This window comes from Pseudomonas sp. NPDC077408 (genome assembly GCF_050269105.1).
In the GTDB taxonomy this organism is placed as follows: Bacteria; Pseudomonadota; Gammaproteobacteria; order Pseudomonadales; family Pseudomonadaceae; genus Stutzerimonas.
This window is the reverse complement of sequence record NZ_JBNNHS010000001.1, coordinates 331,100-348,717: the sequence shown is the minus strand read 5'-3', so window position 1 is coordinate 348,717 and position 17,618 is coordinate 331,100. Positions and strand designations below refer to the sequence as shown.

Sequence of the window (17,618 nt, the reverse complement as noted above, 5' to 3'; positions counted from 1 at the left end):
TCGCCGGTGCGGACTCAAGCCCGCACCGGCGAAACAAACGCTATCACCGACCTAAGTCGACTCAGCGTGGCGCTGCGTTATATACCGGCTGACGTCGTACCGGCAGTACCAGTCGAGCCGGAGTTCGAGCGGTTGCTATCGCTGCTGTTGCTGACGTCCTGCTTGACGCGATTCGCCACTTCTTCACCTTTGGCGGAAGCTTTTTGATAGCCCTCTTCCGCTTTGTGGCGAAGCTGATCGGTCATGCGATCGCTGGCCTCACCGAGCATTTCGTCTTCACGACGGGATGGTGGGACCGATGCAGCAATCAAAGCGCCCAAAGCGATACCGATCGCACCAAGAGCCAAGGGCTGCTCCTGCAACAGCTGGTTGAATCCGCCACGCGCCCGGTCTGCACCACCGCGAAGCCGCGCAGATGCCTGACGACTGGAGTCGCTTGCTCGAGTGCGCGCACTGCCCAACGACTCGGAAACGCTCTGACCCATATGGCTGGCCTTTTCTTTCATGCTGGCACCTTGCTGCTTGATGCCAGCGGTTTTGGCGGACAGCTTGTCACCCATCGACGGGCCATTCGAACCAGTGTTGTAACCCGCTGTGGTGACGTTGGAGTGAGGCTGGCGATTCTGCCCAGCCATCATCCAGATCAGGCCGATCGAGGTGAGCACGGTCGGCACCGGATTGGCCTTTACCGTATTGCTAAGGTTACTGAAGAACTCGCCACCGCCACCTTTGACGTAGCCCAGTGCGGTATCGATCAACTCACCGGGAGACAGCTTGTTCTCAAGCGCATGAACAATGTTGCCGATCTCGGTACGGGTCTGATCGATCTCTCGCTCTAGCTCGTTCGGATCCTTTTGCGCTTCGGCATCAATCTGATTACGTGTGCTCATGATGTGTGCCCCTTCACAGCTTCTTTATCCTTATTGACCGAATGAATGGTGCGCTCCGGCTTGAACGAAGAAGCCTGAAACTTCTTCTTGCCGGACGACACCATGATCAACCCGATAACCACTACGACAGCGCCGACGATCAGCGCGGCGAGCCAAGGCTCCACCACGTTGCTCAGCCCGTATACGGCCGACATCAGTAGAACGATGAATCCGCCGAGAAGCACTGCACCGCCGGTAGCGACGCTGCCAGCACCCGCTTTGGTCGCGCGGATCGACTCGGTCATTTCAGCCTTCGCCAGCGCCAGCTCCTTGGTGATCAAGGACGGCACTTCGTGCGTTAGCTGACGAAGCAGTCCACCTACAGAAGTGTCGCTTTCGGCGCGGTGGCCAGGCTCTGCGGTCGTATTGGCTGTGGAGGTCGTGTTCGTTGTCTTACGTGCTTCACTCATGGGAAAAGTCCTCCGTCGGTACCCTTGCCGTCGCGGCTGGTAGTGGAACCCGTGCTGCTGGAGCCAGCGTTCGAGCCAACACCCAACCCGTTGCTGGTATTGGCGCCAGTACGGGCGCCCGTCCCAGTGGAGCCTGTGCCAAGGCCTGTTCCAACGCCGGTAGCTGAGCCGGTACCTACAGAGGTTCCGGTGGTCGGCCTGGAAGTGCTGGTTGCAGACGAAACGCCTGCATTGCTAACACTACCGATAGAGCCCGGCTCACCTGTGCTGAGACGATCGTTTAGCTCATCTTGGTCGGAACTGTGATGGCTGCTGGAGCCACCGACCGCATGGCTGCTCTGATGGCCATAATCTTCTTGCGATGCACGCTTGCTCGAAGCGCGGGCAAAACGGGTAAGGCCGAAGCCCAAAGCTACACTCCCGGTGAGGAACAGAGCGGGGTTATTTCGTGCAAGACGATTCACGTCTTGGAACAGCTCGTCCACGCTCTTGCCACGCAGACTATCGGAGAACTGCACCATGCTTTGCGCCATGTCAGAGACGTAGTTGGACAGCCCAAAGCGGTCTTGCCCTTCTAGCTCTTGAGCAGCAGCTTTAGCACTTTGGGCGACTTTCTCAATTTCATCAGCTGCGGTTTCCCGATAGCCTTCCAACTGAGATTTGCCCTGAGTTTTTACCTGATCGGCCGCTTGACGAGCTTTCGCCTTGGCATCTTCAGTGGCATGTCCGGCTGTGCTGGAGCCTGTATTGGAGCTTTGATTTGAGGTATGGCTTCCACTCGACCCCGTGCTCGAACTCGTCGAGCTGGTGGCGTTAGAGCCAGTGGAGCTGGTTGTGGAATTGGGGCCGGTCTTAGGTTGGCCACCGTAACCAGTAATTTCTTCGTCGGGTGTAGTCATTTGATTCACCTTTTATATGGCTTGGCCGGAAGACCACGGTCCGTAGGGACACAGTAGGAGCGGTGAGCCGCGAACTGTGTATTTTCGGTGCGCACATATATGGTGACCGGGGGTAGATTTTTGAGTTCCATTCTTTCGGGACCATGAGAAGTGCCCTTCACAAGCTCATGAAAACTAAACACGAAATGAACTTCGGCCACTTCGCCAAGTGGCACTTCGCCAACCATTTCGCGCTATGCCGCATGAATACTGCGTTAAAGCGAAGCGGCAAATAGCAAGCGAAACGGCAACATGTGCATTCGTTGTATGTATCGCTGATTGCCAAACTCATCTCGCGATAGTTTCAGAGCGGAACCGCAGCCGACGAGCTGCACTGTTATTCGCAGACAAGAATCCCCCAGACAATAAAAACGGGCCCGAAGGCCCGTTCTTTAAATCAGTCGCTGTTACAGCGGACCGATGGTGGAGCATGTCTTCTTGGCAGCGGCATGCTTTTGCAGCGGAGCCAGCTGTGGACGATGCTTACCGCTTCGAACATCCAGAGACATGATGTTCTCTCCCCAGCGCGGACCGGCAGCCCAGTAGGTGCTCGGGATGCAGTTCTCAGCAAGGTAAGCCAGCAGGTTGTCGGTAGCGACTACAGCAGATGGAGAGAAGTCCGGAATGCCATGCTCGCCGATGTAACCACGCAGCTTGTTTTTCTTCAGCCACTCGACCCAAGGCTTCACCCGCTCAACACCCAGCATCGGTGCGAAGGTTTCAGCGCGCTTGGTGTAGGTACCGGAGTAATCGAAGTCCAGGTACTGGTGCGCTTCGTATACCAGGTTGTTCTTCGGATCGCGCATCCACGGATCATTGATCAGCGAGGTGTTGTATTTCTGCCAATGGAAAGCGCTGGAGTAACGGTCGCCAGCGACCATGATCCAGGTGCTCGGGTCGATCTTGCGGATCGCCTGACCAGCAGCCTGTGCAGTTTGCGGCCACATGTTGTTGCCAGTGTTGTAAGGCTCGTTCATCAGCCCGTAGCCATACAGCGCAGGGTGCTTGGACAGCGCTACCGCAATCTTGCGCCAGGTCTCGGCGAACTGGGCGCGCGGCACTTCCGGCGAGTTAATTACCTTGCCGTAGTAGCGATAGTAGTTGTGCATATCCAAGATGATCTTGATGCCGTGCTTTTGCGCATAATCAAGCGACTGCTTGATGCGGCCCAGTTCGGCTGCGTCCAGTTCGGTACCCAGCTTGGGCTGGATACGCTCCCAGAGGAAGCCCAGGCGAACCAGCTTGAAGCCGAGCCCGGCGTGACGCTTGTAGTAGGACTCGTCCGCGTAGGTATAGCCCTTATTGTAGATACCCGGAACAGTGCCCGGATCGAACACGCCCGAACCGAAGTTCACACCAACCAGATCGATACCGCTGCCATCGCTGACCACCGGAGCCGGAGCAGGCGCTGGAGTCGGGGCTGGTGCAGGGGTTGGCGCTGGAGCAGGGGTTGGCGCTGGAGCAGGCGCAACGGCCGCTGGCGGGGTAGCCGTGCCGGTGCTGCTGGATACAACACTGATGGTCTTGGGATAGCCGACAGCGCTGGCGGACAGCGCAGTGCCTTTAAGCATGACAGAGAGATGCGCGCCTACGTCATAGACCGCAGCGACCGTACGCACCTGGCCATCGGCCAACTTGACCGATGAACCGACTGCGAACGCGGCCTTGTTTGCACCGGTGTCCGGGATCGAGAAGCCGGCGGACTTGCGATAGATGCCGCTCTCCCAATCGGAGTTGGTGAAGCTGTTCATCGAAGCGGTGTAAGTGCTGCTAGGTGCACTGGGGGCGGTTACAACCGGAGCCGGGGCAGCTGGCGCGCTAGGGGCTGCAGTCGCAACCACGGTGCTTACGGTGCGCGGGGCGCCGACTTTTCCGCCATCCAACAGACCACCATGTACGTAGATGCTTAGATTGCTTCCAACCTTGAAGACCTTGGAAATCTTGCGTACCTGGCCGTCAGCGAACTTGATCTGAACGCCCGGCTTGAATGCAGCGATCGAAGCCGAAGTGGCCGGCACGGACAACGCGGCGGTGCGACGCCATACGCCGTTAAGGAAATCGTTACTGGTGAACTTGTTGATCGAAGACGTGAAAGCGGTCGAGGAAGAGGTACTTGCTGTGACGGCAGCAGCCACTTCGCCTGTAAAGGTAACAGCACTGAATACTGCAGCGAGCGCGATAGAACGAACGAGTGCCTTAGGGGCGCCCATAAATACATTGGTAGACATTTAGTCTCTCCGAAACTTAATACTTCTAAAGGCCGGAGCCTTTAAAAAAGTAGCGGGAGTTGTAATTAAGTCGTACAGGCGCTTGGGGCAGATGCATCACTTGCGCAACCGGACGAACCGCGTTGCAACGACACCGGATCACCAGTAGTGAAACCCGGCAATCCGTTGCGTGGCGTCTTTATAATAGGTTTCCAAAACGATTCAAAATTTATTTGACGGGTTTAGATCGCCAATCCTACGTCACAATTTTGACCGGCCATTAATCCGCTATTATTACGTGGCTTAGTGCCATCACTGCAAATAGGGTTTAATCCGCTTTAGCCCGTTGCGGTTACACCAGCTACAGCGTCATTTTTTTGAATCCCTAGAGCGGTCGCTAAGCACAGGCCTATTAATTAACCCGACAAACGGTAGACGTAAGGAAACCTGATTTCCGGTCGCTGATAGAGGAGGAAGCATCGCTTCCACTCATGAAAGAAGGCGTGGCTATGGCGAAATCGAAGATGGAGAAACGATCTATGTCGCAAGAACGATTCGAAAAGGGTGACCACGTACGCTGGAATTCTGAAGCCGGGCACGTCACGGGGCGCATCGTCAAAGTGCATACCCGAGACACCGACTACAAAGGCCACACGCGACACGCCAGCCCTGAAGAACCTCAATACGAGATCGAAAGCGACAAGACCGATCACGTTGCAATGCACAAGGGCGGCGCGCTGAGCCGGATTAAATGAGCCCGGTTCAGCCCCAGCAGATCTGGACCGTCGGCCATTCCACCCGAACAACCGAGACCTTCATCGCCTTACTGGAGCACTACGGCATCCAGGCCATCGCCGATGTGCGGCGTTTTCCGGGCTCAAGGCGGTTACCGCAATTCATGTCGGCAACCCTCGAAGCCTCGCTCGCCGAGCATGGGATCGCCTATGAGTGGATCGAAGCGCTTGGGGGCCGGCGGCGGGCCACGCCGGGACCGAGCGCGAGCGCGAGCGCATGGCGCAATAGCTCCTTTCGTGGCTACGCCGAACACCTGCACACCGACGAGTTCGCCTGCGGGATACAACAGCTCTTGCGCTTGGCAGCCGAGAAACCCACCGCGATCATGTGTGCCGAAGTGCTCTGGTGGCGATGCCACCGCTCCATGGTGTCGGATGTTCTGAAGTTGCGCGGCGTCGAAGTGCTGCATATCCAGGACGAACAACGCCTGACACGCCACCCCTATACCTCGCCAGCAAGACTCAACCACGGTGAGTTGGTTTATGACGAGGGCATCGGGCAGCCGCTTAAGACATCCGAACCAGGCATTGGCTAGCGCCGATTCCATCGCAAGAGCAACCAGGTCGTGGCGTGCCTGCAGATGCTCCGACCGCATCTGTCAGCTCCCTATGCGAAAAGACCTTCGGCGCTGATCAGAAGGCGTCGATACCGTCCATGCGACAAAACTGCCTACCCGCCGCAGAAACTTTTTCAGGGGAGCAGCTTCTTATTGCCAGATGTACTTCAAGCATCGTGCGGCATAACCCACTCTAAGAATGGTGCTCCGCTGGGAACCACGCGTGTCGCACAGGCGGCTCGCCCACCGGGAAGGGAGTTCGAGTGAATAGCCTCCTTATGGGCAAACTGCTCGCAGCCCGACAACAACTGGCCGGAAACGCCTCCGCCAAGGTGTTCAAGGGCATGGCGACGCTGGCCGTCGGCAACGGCTTGGCCCGGATTGTTGGCCTCGCATCTATCCCGCTCCTCACTCGCATCTACAGCCCCGAGCATTTCGCTGTCCTGTCGGTCTTTACCGCGCTGCTGCTGATTCTTACCCCCATGATGACGCTGCGCTACGAGCTCGCGGTTCCGCTGCCTAGCAGGGACGGCACTGCGATGACGCTGATGGTTCTGTCCGCGATCTTCGTAACCGTGGCAACAGTAACGGTGAGCGTCCTGTTGTGGCTCGCCGGCCCCGCTTTGCTGACCCTGGTCTCAATGGAAGCGCTGATGCCGTATCGCTGGATGCTAGGGGTCGCATTGACGAGCGCGGGTATCTATGAGGTGCTGTTGATCTGGGCCGTACGCCGACGCGCCTATCCGGCCATCGCACGCACCCAGCTGCAGCAGAGCGTTGTGGGTTCGATTGCCAAGGTGGCGCTGGGATTGCTGGGACTAAAGCCGGTCGGGCTACTGGCTGGCCAGGTGTTGGGGGCTGGCACGGGAACAATCAGGCTGATGCGGTTGTTCGATGCTGATGTGAAGCGCTACTGGCGCCACGTCACATTGTTACGGGCCTGGCGGCTAATGCGGCATTACCGAAGCTTTCCTATCTACCGCCTGCCTTCACAGTTGCTGCAGATATTCTCCAGCCAGGCGCCTTTGCTGCTAACCGCCGCGCTCTACGACCCGCGGACGACGGGCCAACTCGGGCTGGCCATGATGACGCTGGCTTTACCGATGAATCTGCTCGGGCATTCGACCAGCAAGGCCTATTACGCTGAAATCGCCACTATTGGGCGTAAGCGCCCCACGGAAATTCGTACGCTGACCTATTCGGTGATCAAGCGGTTGCTCGCCCTCGCGCTCGCGCCGACGCTACTACTGCTGCTCTTCGGTGAGCGAATATTTGCGTTGGCGTTTGGCACTGAATGGACGATGGCGGGCGAAATGGCGTCGTTATTGGCGATTTATCTGTTGTTCCAATTCATGCATGCGCCCGCTTCGCATCTGCTTTCGGTCTTCCAGGGGCAGCGGCTGCTGTTGGCATTGAACATACAACGGGCTGTGCTCACCCTCGCCTGCTTCGCCAGCGGTTACCTGCTTGAGCTGCCGATTACTTCGGTTTTGCTGGTTTACGCCATCACGCTCTCGGCGCATTACCTGTTCAGCCTGCTGATGTCGTTACGCGTGATTCCACGATAGTCATCACCGCCTTTCTGCCGTGACCCTCCATGGCCATGCGACAGACAGCGGAGATGGCTCAGGGCTCGCGCTTTAGCGCGTTCCAGTCACCTACACGGCGAGCACTGGAGAGTGCGTTACGCGACAGGTAATAGAAGAAGACGGGAATACCGATGGCATAACGCTTGAACAGCCGGCGCGGCTCGATGAGCATGCGGAATGCCCACTCCAGCCCCAGGCGACGAAAGACAATGGGTGCACGGGGGAAACGTTGCGCCGAAAAGTCCAGAATGGCGCCGCCGCAAATCAGCAGCGCACGGGTATCCATGGCCTTCTGCAGGTGCAGCGCAACGCGCTCCTGCTTGGGCATACCCATGGCCAGCACGATGATTGGATAGCGACCAGGCACGTGTTGCTTCTGGTAGAACGCCAGATAATCCTCGGGCGCCTTGAAGCCATCGATGGCATGGAAATGCCTGTTTCCGAACAGGTTGCGCGCACCCTCGCTGAGCCAGGGTTCACGGGTGCCCATGGCAAACAGCTCGTAGCGGTCTTTGGACTCGCCTACCAGATCCTCGATCAGCTCAGGAATGAAGTCTGACCCATTGAGGTTGGCCTTGGGATCCCGCCCATTGAATGAGCAGGCCATCTTGATGCCTATCCCGTCGCGCAGGAGGTAGTTGACCTGCAGAAAGCTATCCAACACCGCCGGCTGACGCTGCGCAATGTTGTAGCCGTGCTGATTGAGAAAGCCAAGAATCGTCGGTGAGTCACGCTTTTTCAGTTCAGAGATGAAAGGACCTGTATCGGCTTCTTCCAGTAGTTTCAGCTTCCCTATCAAAGGATCCATCCTTTTGGTGAGGGGATTTTTCATAAATAGATTCTCTGTTTGTAACCCGTGAAAAAAGTTGTTGGCGTCCGACAGCAATCTTGGTGGTCGTGCGCCGCCAGGCGGAAAGATTCGCCTGTCAAAAATGAACAATGCCTGCCGTCACCGGACAAACGAAGCAGCCGCAGCCGCGGTATCGTCCCAAAGAGCAGAATGAGGTAGTGAGATGTTAAGGACACGCAGCGCTTCGGACCGGTCAAAAGGAATACTCCTCGGACTCACGCTTGCCCTCTCGAGTGCCGCTAGCTACGCAGAAAATATCGATCTGGTTGGATTGAATATTGGCGGAGCCGCATTTTCCGGTAATGTCATCCCCGGAAAATATAAAACAAATTATTTCTTCCCTGCGCCCGGCTACCTTGCCCAGTGGAAAGCCAAGGGTATCGAGACCATCCGCTTCCCCATTATGTGGGAGCGCCTGCAACCAGCATTGAATGCCGAACTTGACGAGGACTATGCGGAACTGATCGACCAGACTCTGCAACAGGCCGCTCAATACGACATGCGCGTCATCCTCGATATTCATAACTATGCCCGTTATCGCAAGCAGATAATCGGCACTGAGGCCGTGCCGATATCGGCATATGCCGATCTGCTCGAACGTGTGGCCAAGCGTTGGAAAGATGAAAAAGGCCTTTATGCCTACGACATCATGAACGAGCCACATGGCGCCGATGAATACTGGCCGGCTGCCGCTCAGGCCGGTATCGACGCCATCAGAAAACATGACCAGAAGCGGCCCCTGCTTATCGAGGGCAACTTCTGGTCCAGCAGTTATCGCTGGCCGAAATTCAATGATCCGTTGTTGCAACTGAATGACCCCTCCGACAAGTTGATATTTTCAGCTCACCTGTACATCGATAAACATGGCAGCGGACATTACAAGGAGCCGCTGGAGAAAAACTTCGACACCATGCTAGGCGTCAAGCGCGTCAAACCCTTTATCGACTGGCTGATCGAGCACGACAAACAAGGCCATATTGGCGAGTTCGGCATTCCCGCCGATGAACCTCGCTACCTCGAAGCCATGGATAACTTGTTGGCTTATCTGCAGGAGCACTGCATCCCGATTACCTACTGGGCGGCGGGCTCTTCCTGGGGCAAATACAAACTATCCGTCGAGCCCACCAAGGACGGCCGAGACCGCCCTCAGTGGGATGTACTCAGCAAATACGTCGGCCAGGGCGAATGCACTCGCATCGGACCTAACCACTGACTGTATTCATGCGGACGGCAGGTTGGTTGCAAACCTTGGATACACAACCAACCTCGCCTTCAACTCTTCGATGATGGCGCTACGGGCGCCCACCTGCTCAATATCGACTTGGCCTTCCCAATCAGTTTCGCTTTGAGACTGTGAGTTTTCCGCAGCGTATTGGCCTTGAGGTTGTAGACCTGCCCAGGCACATACATCTCATTGGTCTCGATGCAGTAGACCGGCTTGCGGCTGAGCTTCATGATCTCGACGGCCTGCCTAACTTCGCTTTCGACGAACAATCGTGTCAGCGGTTGCTTGGCATACACCTCCGCCTTGAACTTGTGATGGATGTTCAAGCGCCGGCGTTCTTCGGCGGTGGGCAGATCCAGCATGTGCAGCGTTCCGTACTGCACGCCGTTGCGTTCCAGCCATTCTTCCGTTTCGGCGCGATACTTCTCCAGCCGACTGGTCACCAAGTGCGCGACCTTGACCGAGGGAATGAATAAAGGGCGCGTGCAGCTGAGAAATTCCCGATAGTTCGGGCCGTCATCGTTCTCTTCGTTGGTCGGGTCGATACAGAGCACACCGTCGATATCCAGGCACGCTTGCGCCAGGTAAGGATGGTGCATGACGTTCCATTCGAAGACCCGAGGCTGTTCGACGAGCTCGAGGTGAAAGTCGACATGGTGCCGATTATGTTTCTCGGCAAATACCGCCATGGTCACCACATGGCCGTCATAGCTCGCACGAACCTGTTCTTCCGCGGCACGCATGGACTTAGCCGATGAAATACTGTCGTCGACCAGCAGAATCTTTTTCGCCTCCCTTGGTTTGACCAGTTCAGCATGCTTGTAGGTGCGGGTACTGCCCTTCTTCAGGTCGTCGTTGCGCAGGAATGAGTAGAGATCCGTCAACGGAAGATTCTGTTTCAGCGCAATGATGCTGGCGACCAACATCCCACTTCTTGGTATGCCGACAACCAGATCGACATCGTTGGGAATTTTGCCGGCACATTCTGTACTCAGCCGCGACAGATCATTCAGGCTTCGGTAATTCATCGAACTCTCTCCTGCACCCTGTTCTTTTGACAGTCCATTTTCTTAGGTCGGTTACCTGTTGCTCAGCGCCCCAACGAGGCGCGCAATTGCTTGGAGTGCGTATGCACGTAATGCAGCGCATAGAGCGCTAACGCATTAGGTTTGGAAAAATTCAGAAAGCGCTGCCTGATATCCATGTCTTCACGAATCGCCTCGAAGCGTCGTTTATGTGAAACACCGGTTGTATCGAAAATGCACAGCGGGAAAGGCAACTGAAGAACTTCAGCCTGCAGGTCCAGCCCTTGGAGAAACTCGAGCAGCAAGCAGTAATCGGCCGACAACTTGTAATCCAACCGGAACTTGAACCGCTGCAGCCGCTCGTTCTCGAAGTACATCGTTTGATGGCTAGCCGGCAAACCGAGCGGTGCGCGCTCAATGGGCCGAGCGGCGGTAAGCTTCAACTCGCCGCTAGCTTCTTTGCGATAAAAATCGCCGTAAATGAATTTTGGTGCGACGGTGGCATTCGTTAATTCTTCATTGATCCGCTCAAGTACATTCGGATCAGCAAAGGAATCGCCACTGTTTAGAAACAGGGTATAGCCGGGGGTCTCAACGGCTCTTTGGCGCCCTTTTTCCATTGCATCGTAGATGCCTTTGTCCGGCTCTATCGTTATTTCTGCCTGACTGTCATCCAGGCTTCTTAACCACTCACCACTGCCATCTTTTGACGCACCGTCAATTACGATCCAGCGAAAGTTCCGGTGAGTCTGGCTGGCCAGGCTCCGATAGGTTTCCTTCAGGCCATCAAAATTATTCCAGTTTATAGTTACGATACTGAAACTGACCATAATTCACCTGTTCTAGACTTGCATTGAGAGGAGCATCCGCCATCTGCAACTTGGCGTAATAGAGAAAGAACGCAGCCGCCATTCCATACACGTCGCCCGAGAACGTCAGCGCGTTGGACAGAGTGATATTCAGCATGCTCACCACGAACGAAAGCTGTAATGCGGCAAGAAGGTTGCCCTTGTCCGAACACTGGCGCATGACCCAGATGAAGCCGCCATAGAACATCAGGACTACGACTGGCGTCAGGAAACCGTAGCGGTGATAGACGCCGAATATTCCGACATCCGCCAGATAGAAGTGCGAGTTATAGATCCTTGAGAACCCGCCATTCCATTGCAGGGACAGCGCGCCCATACCGAAATAATTGTTCGCGCTGATGGCGTCGAGAATCACCGAAACAGTTGTGTCACGCACCCCAGGCCCGGATGTCGCATCGAACAGCAAGGCGTCGAAGCGTGCGAACTGCTCGTGATAAAACTCCGGAACCAGCAGATACGACACCACCAGAACTATCACACCCAGCGCACTCAGCTTCATTAACGAGTCGATACGCTTGCGGAAAACCCATACCCCGGCCAGCGCCCAGACGAGCATGGTCTGGCGTGTTTGCATGACCAACCAAAGGTAGGCGACGAAATAGAGAAGAATGGCCAGCCGCCCAAGAGTGACGCGGTCCTTCATGCTGTACATCACCATGAACACGGCAACGGTCACGAACGGCGAGCCGATACGAAAACGATTCGGGCGCAGCAGGTCTTCATACTGCGTCCAGTCATCGACGGTGAACGCGGCGATCTGGTTCTGGGGAATGATCCCTAAGTAGTAGGCAAAGCCCAGCGTCGCGCAAAACAGTGCGACATAGAGAAAGTACTTCGCCAGCTCTTCCTGGGTGGGAGATGCCTTGATCAACAAGAACAGCGTCGGAAAGAACACCAGGTACTGGAAGAAACGACGTTCTTCCAGCAAGCCATACGCCAGCGGCTGACCGAAGTTCAGGTTGGCGAGTACCGCCGATATCACCGGTAACAGGCAGCCCATGAAAATGATCCACAGGCTCGTCTTGGACTGATAGACCCATTTCCACGCTACGAACAGACAGGCCGTTGCCGCAACCACCAGCAGCAGGAACAGCTCTTGGAAGTACGCGATCCCGGCCCGTTTGTCATCCGTCAGGAAGAAGCAGGTCGAGTTCAGCAGTAACAGGATGAACAACAGATTCTTGTACGCCAGAACTTTCCTTAACAAGCGCTCTCTCCAGTATCCGATTGACGGGCGAAACATAGAACCGAGCAGCCCATCCTGATGACTTGGATGAGGCGGCCCACTGCGGCGAGGAAAACGTGCGCCATGGATGGACAACAGCAGCGGACGAAAGGTCCGCTGCTGCAAGATGCATCCCTGGCGGCAGCTCTTTCGGTCAGTGACGCGCCTGGTGCTGGTTTTCGACGAACCAGCGATAGGCGTCGCGCAGACCGTCTTCCAGACTGATGCTCGACTGCCAGCCCAGCGCCTTGAGGCGCGAGACATCCATCAGCTTGCGCGGCGTGCCATCCGGCTTGCTGCTGTCGAACTTCAACTCACCCTGGTATTCGGTGACCCGCGCAATGGTTTCCGCCAGTTCGCGGATGCTGCAGTCCACGCCAGTACCGACGTTGATGTGCGAAAGCATCGGCTGGGTGTGGGCCTGATAGGTTTCGTCGTCCAGTTCCATCACATGCACACTGGCGGCGGCCATGTCGTCGACATGGAGAAATTCACGCTGAGGCTTGCCACTGCCCCAGATCACCACTTCGTTGTCGCCACGCTGGGTCGCTTCGTGAAAGCGCTTGAGCAGCGCTGGCACCACGTGGCTGTTTTCCGGATGGAAGTTGTCGTTGGGACCGTAGAGATTGGTCGGCATGACGCTGCGATAGTCCCGCCCATACTGGCGGTTGTAGCTTTCACAGAGCTTGATGCCGGCGATTTTCGCAACCGCGTAAGGCTCATTGGTCGGTTCCAGCACGCCGGTCACCAGCGCCTCTTCTTTCATCGGCTGCTCGGCATGCTTTGGATAGATGCAGGACGAGCCAAGGAACAACAGCTTGTTCACATCGTTGACGTGCGCCGCGTGGATGATGTTCGCCTCGACCATCAGGTTCTGATAGATGAACTCGGCCGGATAGGTGTTGTTGGCGTGGATACCGCCGACCTTGGCCGAGGCCATGTACACCTGATCGATTTTGTTTTCAGCAAAGAAGGCATTGACCGCCGCCTGATCGACCAGATCCAGCTCTTCACGACCGCGCGTGATGAGGTTGGTGTATCCCAGCGCTTGCAAGCGGCGGACAATCGCAGAACCCACCATGCCACGATGTCCAGCAACGAAAATACGTGCGTCACGATTCATATTCAGTTCTCCACACTCACTGGAATTTCGAAACCGTGCTCTTTGAGCAGGGCATGGCGCTGGGCGACCTTGAGGTCCTCACGAACCATTTCGGCGCACATTTCCTGCACGCTGATCTCAGGCGTCCAGCCCAGTTTGTTCTTGGCATTGCTCGGATCGCCGAGCAGGGTTTCCACTTCCGCGGGACGGAAGTAGCGCGGGTCGATACGGACAACAACGTCACCGACCTTCAGTGCCGGCGCCTTGTCCCCTTCGATACCGGCAATGATGGCGCGTTCTTCGACGCCGCTCCCTTCGAAGCGCAGCTCAACGCCCAGCTCGGCAGCCGACCACTTGATGAACTCACGCACCGAGTACTGCACGCCGGTCGCGATGACGAAGTCTTCGGCCTGATCCTGCTGCAGCATCATCCACTGCATGCGCACGTAGTCTTTGGCATGTCCCCAGTCGCGTAGCGCATCGAGGTTGCCCATGTGCAGGCACGTCTCGAGCCCCTGGGCGATGTTCGCCAGGCCCCGGGTGATCTTGCGCGTCACGAAGGTCTCGCCACGGCGTGGCGACTCGTGGTTGAAGAGAATCCCGTTGCAGGCGTACATACCGTAGGCTTCGCGGTAGTTCACGGTGATCCAGTAGGCATAGAGCTTGGCCACCGCATAAGGAGAACGCGGGTAGAACGGCGTGGTTTCCTTCTGCGGGATCTCCTGGACCAGGCCATAGAGCTCGGAAGTCGAGGCCTGGTAGAAGCGTGTCTTCTTTTCCAGGCCCAGCAGGCGAATGGCTTCAAGGATGCGCAAAGCGCCCATCCCATCGACATCGGCGGTGTATTCAGGCGACTCGAAGCTGACCGCGACGTGGGACTGCGCGCCGAGGTTGTAGACCTCGTCCGGCTGGACTTCCTGGATGATGCGGGTCAGGTTCGACGAATCGGTCAGGTCGCCGTAGTGCAGCACGAAGTTCTGGTCTTCAACGTGACGGTCCTGATAGATGTGGTCGACCCGCTGCGTATTGAACGACGACGCACGGCGTTTGATGCCATGTACCTCGTAGCCCTTTTCCAGCAGAAACTCAGCGAGATAGGAACCGTCCTGGCCAGTAATTCCGGTGATCAGCGCGCGTTTCTTTTCCATTTCAGAGTACCTGTAGGTTCCAGATGACGAGAGGGGTATTGAGTTGATGCTGGGCAGACAGCGCAGAGGCGACCAAGCGCTCTGCCCCGCCTTGCAGCTGATTGAGTCGATAGTTGGCCGTTGACGTTAACGGGGCGTTACCGCCCTGCCCGGCGCGGACGAACGGACCGTTCATGCGAGCATTTCCTCGTACAGCGCCTGGTATTGGCGGGCAATGACAGGGCTGTCGAAGGTGCTGGTGATCTTGTCCCGCGCATTGAGCGCGAGCTGCTGATAGTCCGCCTCGCCGGTGACCCACTCGACGCCTTCGGCTAAACCCTGGGCTTCGAAGGGCGCGGCCTTATAGCCGTCTTGCTTGTGGGTCACGATGTCTTTGGGGCCGGTGGCGTCGAAGCACACCACGGGCGTTCCGCAGCCCATGGCTTCGGCCAAGGTTTTGCCGAATGCTTCCATCAGGCTCGGTGCGATGAACACGTCCGCGGCCGAATACAGCAGGCGCAGCGAGATGCTGTCGTGCATGTAGCCGAACGAGGTGTAGTCGAAGCCCAAGGCGTCGGCAATGGACTGGTCTAACCTGCCGAAAAAACACAGGTGGTACTTGGCCGGATCCAGGTGCGTCAGCATCTCCAGGTACTTGCCGAAGCCCTTGTAGGTGTCTTTGGCGCTGGTGCAGCCGGTGAGGATGATCTTTTTCTCGGTGGTCAGTCCCAGCAATTGCCGGGCAAGGGCCTTGTCCAGCGGGAAGAACTCGCTGGCATCCACATTGTTGTGGATGGTGCGCACATCGAATTCGCGGAACAGCAGGCTTTGCCTGGCCTGTTCGGACACCCAGTCGCTGATGCCAATCATCTTCATCGATTCGGGCAGGTACTTGCGCTTGCGGTTGAGTACGAAGCGCGACAGGTCTTTGTCGGATTGGCTACCCAGCTGATCGCAACTGCCGCAGCCCGTGGTGAATTTTTCGCAGCCCATGGCGTAATGGCAGCCGCCGGTCATTGGCCACATGTCACGCATGGTCCAGACAATAGGCTTACGCAGTTTGGCGAGATGCTTCATGTCGACGAAGCCACCATTGACCCAGTGCAAATGCACCACGTCCGCCTCGCGACACTCGGCGCTGTCAGTGAAATCGGCGCCCATGACGCCTGCGCTGAACATGCCCGACTGGCGCTTGCGATAGACGCTGGCGAACGCTTGGTCGGCCTGGCTTCTGGCGATGCTGATGATTTTGTCTTTTTTGCTACGGCTGACGGACACCACAGAGGTGTCGCCGTGGGTTTCCTGGCTATTGGTGTAGACGAGGGAATCCACACCCAGCGATCGCAACCCCTGATGCAGCCAGTAGGCACCGCGCGCGGCGCCGCCGGTCAATTCGCCAGCGACCAAATGTAATACTTTCATATCAATCGAAACTCTCTTCTGGATGCTGCGCGTTCTGCTGAGCCGCATACCACCTGCGCGACGCAATCAACACGATCACCATCAGCGACGAATAGATGATGATGCTGGCAACGGCGAAGGCCTGAACGGTGGCCAGCGCGGTGCCGATCAACAGCGCACCGCCAAACAGCGAGAGCACACGCAAGCTGGTGCTGAAGATCTCGAACAGCAGGAAACGGGCTTGCAGCGACAGTGCCGGAACCGCGACCACGCAAGGGCGCGAGACGAAGATCACGTATTCGGCCAGGGCCAGCCAGCGGGCGTATTCGCCCGCCACATGCCACTGTTCACCGAATACCAGTGCAAACAGCCATGGGCCGAACACGGCCACCAGGGAAAACGGCACCAAGCCGACCAGACCCAGTGCGGCGGTTGCCTTCAGCAGCATCGCCGCGACCGGCTCGCGGTCATGGATGGCGCGGCTGATGCGCGGGTAATAGACGTCGGCTACTGATTTGCCAATCAAGTTGGTCGGCATCGTCAGCGCCTGCTTGCACAGGGCGAAGAAACCGGCAGCCGCCGGGCCAAAGTAGGCGGCGAGCACCAACGTCGGCAAATGCTGCGACACGGCATTGATCAACATCACCGGCGCGCGAAACCTTGGGAAGTCGCTGTGCCTGCGAGCCAGTTCGAGCATGCCGGGGCGGCCCTGCTCGACTTCATCTATATGATTGTCCGCATGAGGCTTGGCCCGCAGCATCGCCAGCCCCAACATCGCTGCGTGCAGCGCTTGTTGCAGAGCGGTGGTGCAGACCAGCACCAGCGCAGACGACTGCACCAGACCGGCCAGGGTCCGCATCGAATTGAACAGCAACGAGTGCCCCACCGCCACGCTCGCCGTGATACGGAAGCGCTGGGTGCGGAACAGCCACTGCTGACAGATCTCGAGCGCCGCGCCACAGAACATCACGAACGGGATGAGCATCAGGTACGGCTGGATGATCTCGATCTCGAGGGTTCGAGCAAGCTGATCGCCAAAGAACTGCAATGCCAGCGCAACCACCGTCGCTAGCGACAAGGCTATCGCCAGCGCCAATCGCACCAACCCCCGCGCATCGCCATCGCGCTTGGGCAGCACGATCGCGATGGGATAGGTAAGCGCAGCGACCGGGATCAACATCATCGTGACGCTGAGAAAGGTACCGAGTACCCCGTACGCTTCCGGACCGTAAATGCGCGTGATCACCGGCATGAAGGCCAGGGTGATCGCCTGCGCACCGGCTGTGCCGGTCACCACAGTCAGGATATTGCGCAGCAGCTTGCTGCGCATGCTCGCGCGCAGCAGTGCGGCCAGACGTTCCCTCATTGGA

Annotated in this window: 17 protein-coding genes; 4 read left to right on the top strand and 13 right to left on the bottom strand. The window is 57.2% G+C overall.

The features are described from left to right. Positions 1-77: 77 nt before the first annotated feature. The 4 genes from ACQKEK_RS01665 to ACQKEK_RS01650 form a co-directional block, all read right to left on the bottom strand. Positions 78-890, bottom strand: a complete 813-nt coding sequence (locus ACQKEK_RS01665; protein ID WP_499140872.1) for a DUF3618 domain-containing protein — start codon at positions 888-890, stop codon at positions 78-80. Next, entirely contained in the window at positions 887-1,339 is a 453-nt protein-coding gene (locus ACQKEK_RS01660) for a phage holin family protein (RefSeq protein ID WP_128119507.1), read from the bottom strand. Before ACQKEK_RS01660 ends, ACQKEK_RS01665 begins: the two co-directional genes overlap by 4 nt. Further along, positions 1,336-2,238 (bottom strand): hypothetical protein, encoded by a 903-nt coding sequence (locus ACQKEK_RS01655; protein WP_499140871.1) that lies wholly within the window; start codon positions 2,236-2,238, stop codon positions 1,336-1,338. The genes ACQKEK_RS01660 and ACQKEK_RS01655 overlap by 4 nt, the downstream gene beginning before the upstream one ends. A 446-nt stretch (positions 2,239-2,684) precedes the next feature. Then, entirely contained in the window at positions 2,685-4,505 is a 1,821-nt protein-coding gene (locus ACQKEK_RS01650) for a glycoside hydrolase family 5 protein (protein WP_499140870.1), read from the bottom strand. Between the two features lie 518 nt (positions 4,506-5,023). On the opposite strand from ACQKEK_RS01650, the gene ACQKEK_RS01645 reads away from it, so the two are divergent. The 3 genes from ACQKEK_RS01645 to ACQKEK_RS01635 all read left to right on the top strand — a co-directional run bounded on the left by ACQKEK_RS01645 (position 5,024) and on the right by ACQKEK_RS01635 (position 7,403). Further along, complete coding sequence (locus ACQKEK_RS01645) at positions 5,024-5,239, top strand: hypervirulence associated TUDOR domain-containing protein (RefSeq protein WP_128119510.1); 216 nt, start codon at positions 5,024-5,026, stop codon at positions 5,237-5,239. After that, positions 5,236-5,814, top strand: coding sequence for a DUF488 domain-containing protein (locus ACQKEK_RS01640; RefSeq protein ID WP_499140869.1), 579 nt, complete (start codon positions 5,236-5,238; stop codon positions 5,812-5,814). Before ACQKEK_RS01645 ends, ACQKEK_RS01640 begins: the two co-directional genes overlap by 4 nt. 284 nt (positions 5,815-6,098) lie before the next feature. After that, a complete protein-coding gene (locus tag ACQKEK_RS01635; RefSeq protein ID WP_499140868.1) occupies positions 6,099-7,403 on the top strand; it encodes a lipopolysaccharide biosynthesis protein in 1,305 nt (434 codons plus the stop codon). 58 nt (positions 7,404-7,461) lie between these two features. On the opposite strand, the gene ACQKEK_RS01630 is transcribed toward ACQKEK_RS01635, so the two are convergent. After that, a complete protein-coding gene (locus tag ACQKEK_RS01630) occupies positions 7,462-8,256 on the bottom strand; it encodes a WecB/TagA/CpsF family glycosyltransferase (protein WP_499140867.1) in 795 nt (264 codons plus the stop codon). A 181-nt stretch (positions 8,257-8,437) separates the two neighbouring features. Between ACQKEK_RS01630 and ACQKEK_RS01625 the strand changes: the two genes are divergently transcribed. Then, positions 8,438-9,487: a glycoside hydrolase family 5 protein gene (locus ACQKEK_RS01625; protein WP_499140866.1), complete on the top strand. Its 1,050-nt coding sequence runs from the start codon at positions 8,438-8,440 to the stop codon at positions 9,485-9,487. Between the two features lie 59 nt (positions 9,488-9,546). On the opposite strand, the gene ACQKEK_RS01620 is transcribed toward ACQKEK_RS01625, so the two are convergent. The 8 genes from ACQKEK_RS01620 to ACQKEK_RS01585 form a co-directional block, all read right to left on the bottom strand. Next, a complete protein-coding gene (locus ACQKEK_RS01620; RefSeq protein WP_499140865.1) occupies positions 9,547-10,527 on the bottom strand; it encodes a phosphoribosyltransferase family protein in 981 nt (326 codons plus the stop codon). 62 nt (positions 10,528-10,589) lie between these two features. Next, positions 10,590-11,354 (bottom strand): glycosyltransferase, encoded by a 765-nt coding sequence (locus ACQKEK_RS01615; protein ID WP_499140864.1) that lies wholly within the window; start codon positions 11,352-11,354, stop codon positions 10,590-10,592. After that, positions 11,317-12,600 carry a hypothetical protein gene (locus ACQKEK_RS01610; protein WP_499140863.1) on the bottom strand — a complete coding sequence of 428 codons (1,284 nt, stop codon included), beginning with the start codon at positions 12,598-12,600 and terminating at the stop codon, positions 11,317-11,319. Before ACQKEK_RS01610 ends, ACQKEK_RS01615 begins: the two co-directional genes overlap by 38 nt. A gap of 172 nt (positions 12,601-12,772) precedes the next feature. Next, on the bottom strand, positions 12,773-13,741 hold the full coding sequence (gene fcl, locus ACQKEK_RS01605) for a GDP-L-fucose synthase (RefSeq protein ID WP_045429120.1): 969 nt from the start codon (positions 13,739-13,741) through the stop codon (positions 12,773-12,775). Positions 13,742-13,743: 2 nt separating this feature from the next. Further along, entirely contained in the window at positions 13,744-14,868 is a 1,125-nt protein-coding gene (gene gmd / locus ACQKEK_RS01600) for a GDP-mannose 4,6-dehydratase (RefSeq protein ID WP_499140862.1), read from the bottom strand. 1 nt (position 14,869) lies between these two features. Then, a complete protein-coding gene (locus ACQKEK_RS01595) occupies positions 14,870-15,043 on the bottom strand; it encodes a hypothetical protein (protein ID WP_499140861.1) in 174 nt (57 codons plus the stop codon). After that, positions 15,040-16,269 (bottom strand): glycosyltransferase family 4 protein, encoded by a 1,230-nt coding sequence (locus ACQKEK_RS01590; protein WP_499140860.1) that lies wholly within the window; start codon positions 16,267-16,269, stop codon positions 15,040-15,042. Before ACQKEK_RS01590 ends, ACQKEK_RS01595 begins: the two co-directional genes overlap by 4 nt. A gap of 1 nt (position 16,270) precedes the next feature. After that, the gene (locus ACQKEK_RS01585) at positions 16,271-17,614 is read right to left on the bottom strand and encodes a lipopolysaccharide biosynthesis protein (RefSeq protein ID WP_499140859.1); all 1,344 of its coding nucleotides are present in this window, start codon (positions 17,612-17,614) and stop codon (positions 16,271-16,273) included. Positions 17,615-17,618 lie beyond the last annotated feature (4 nt).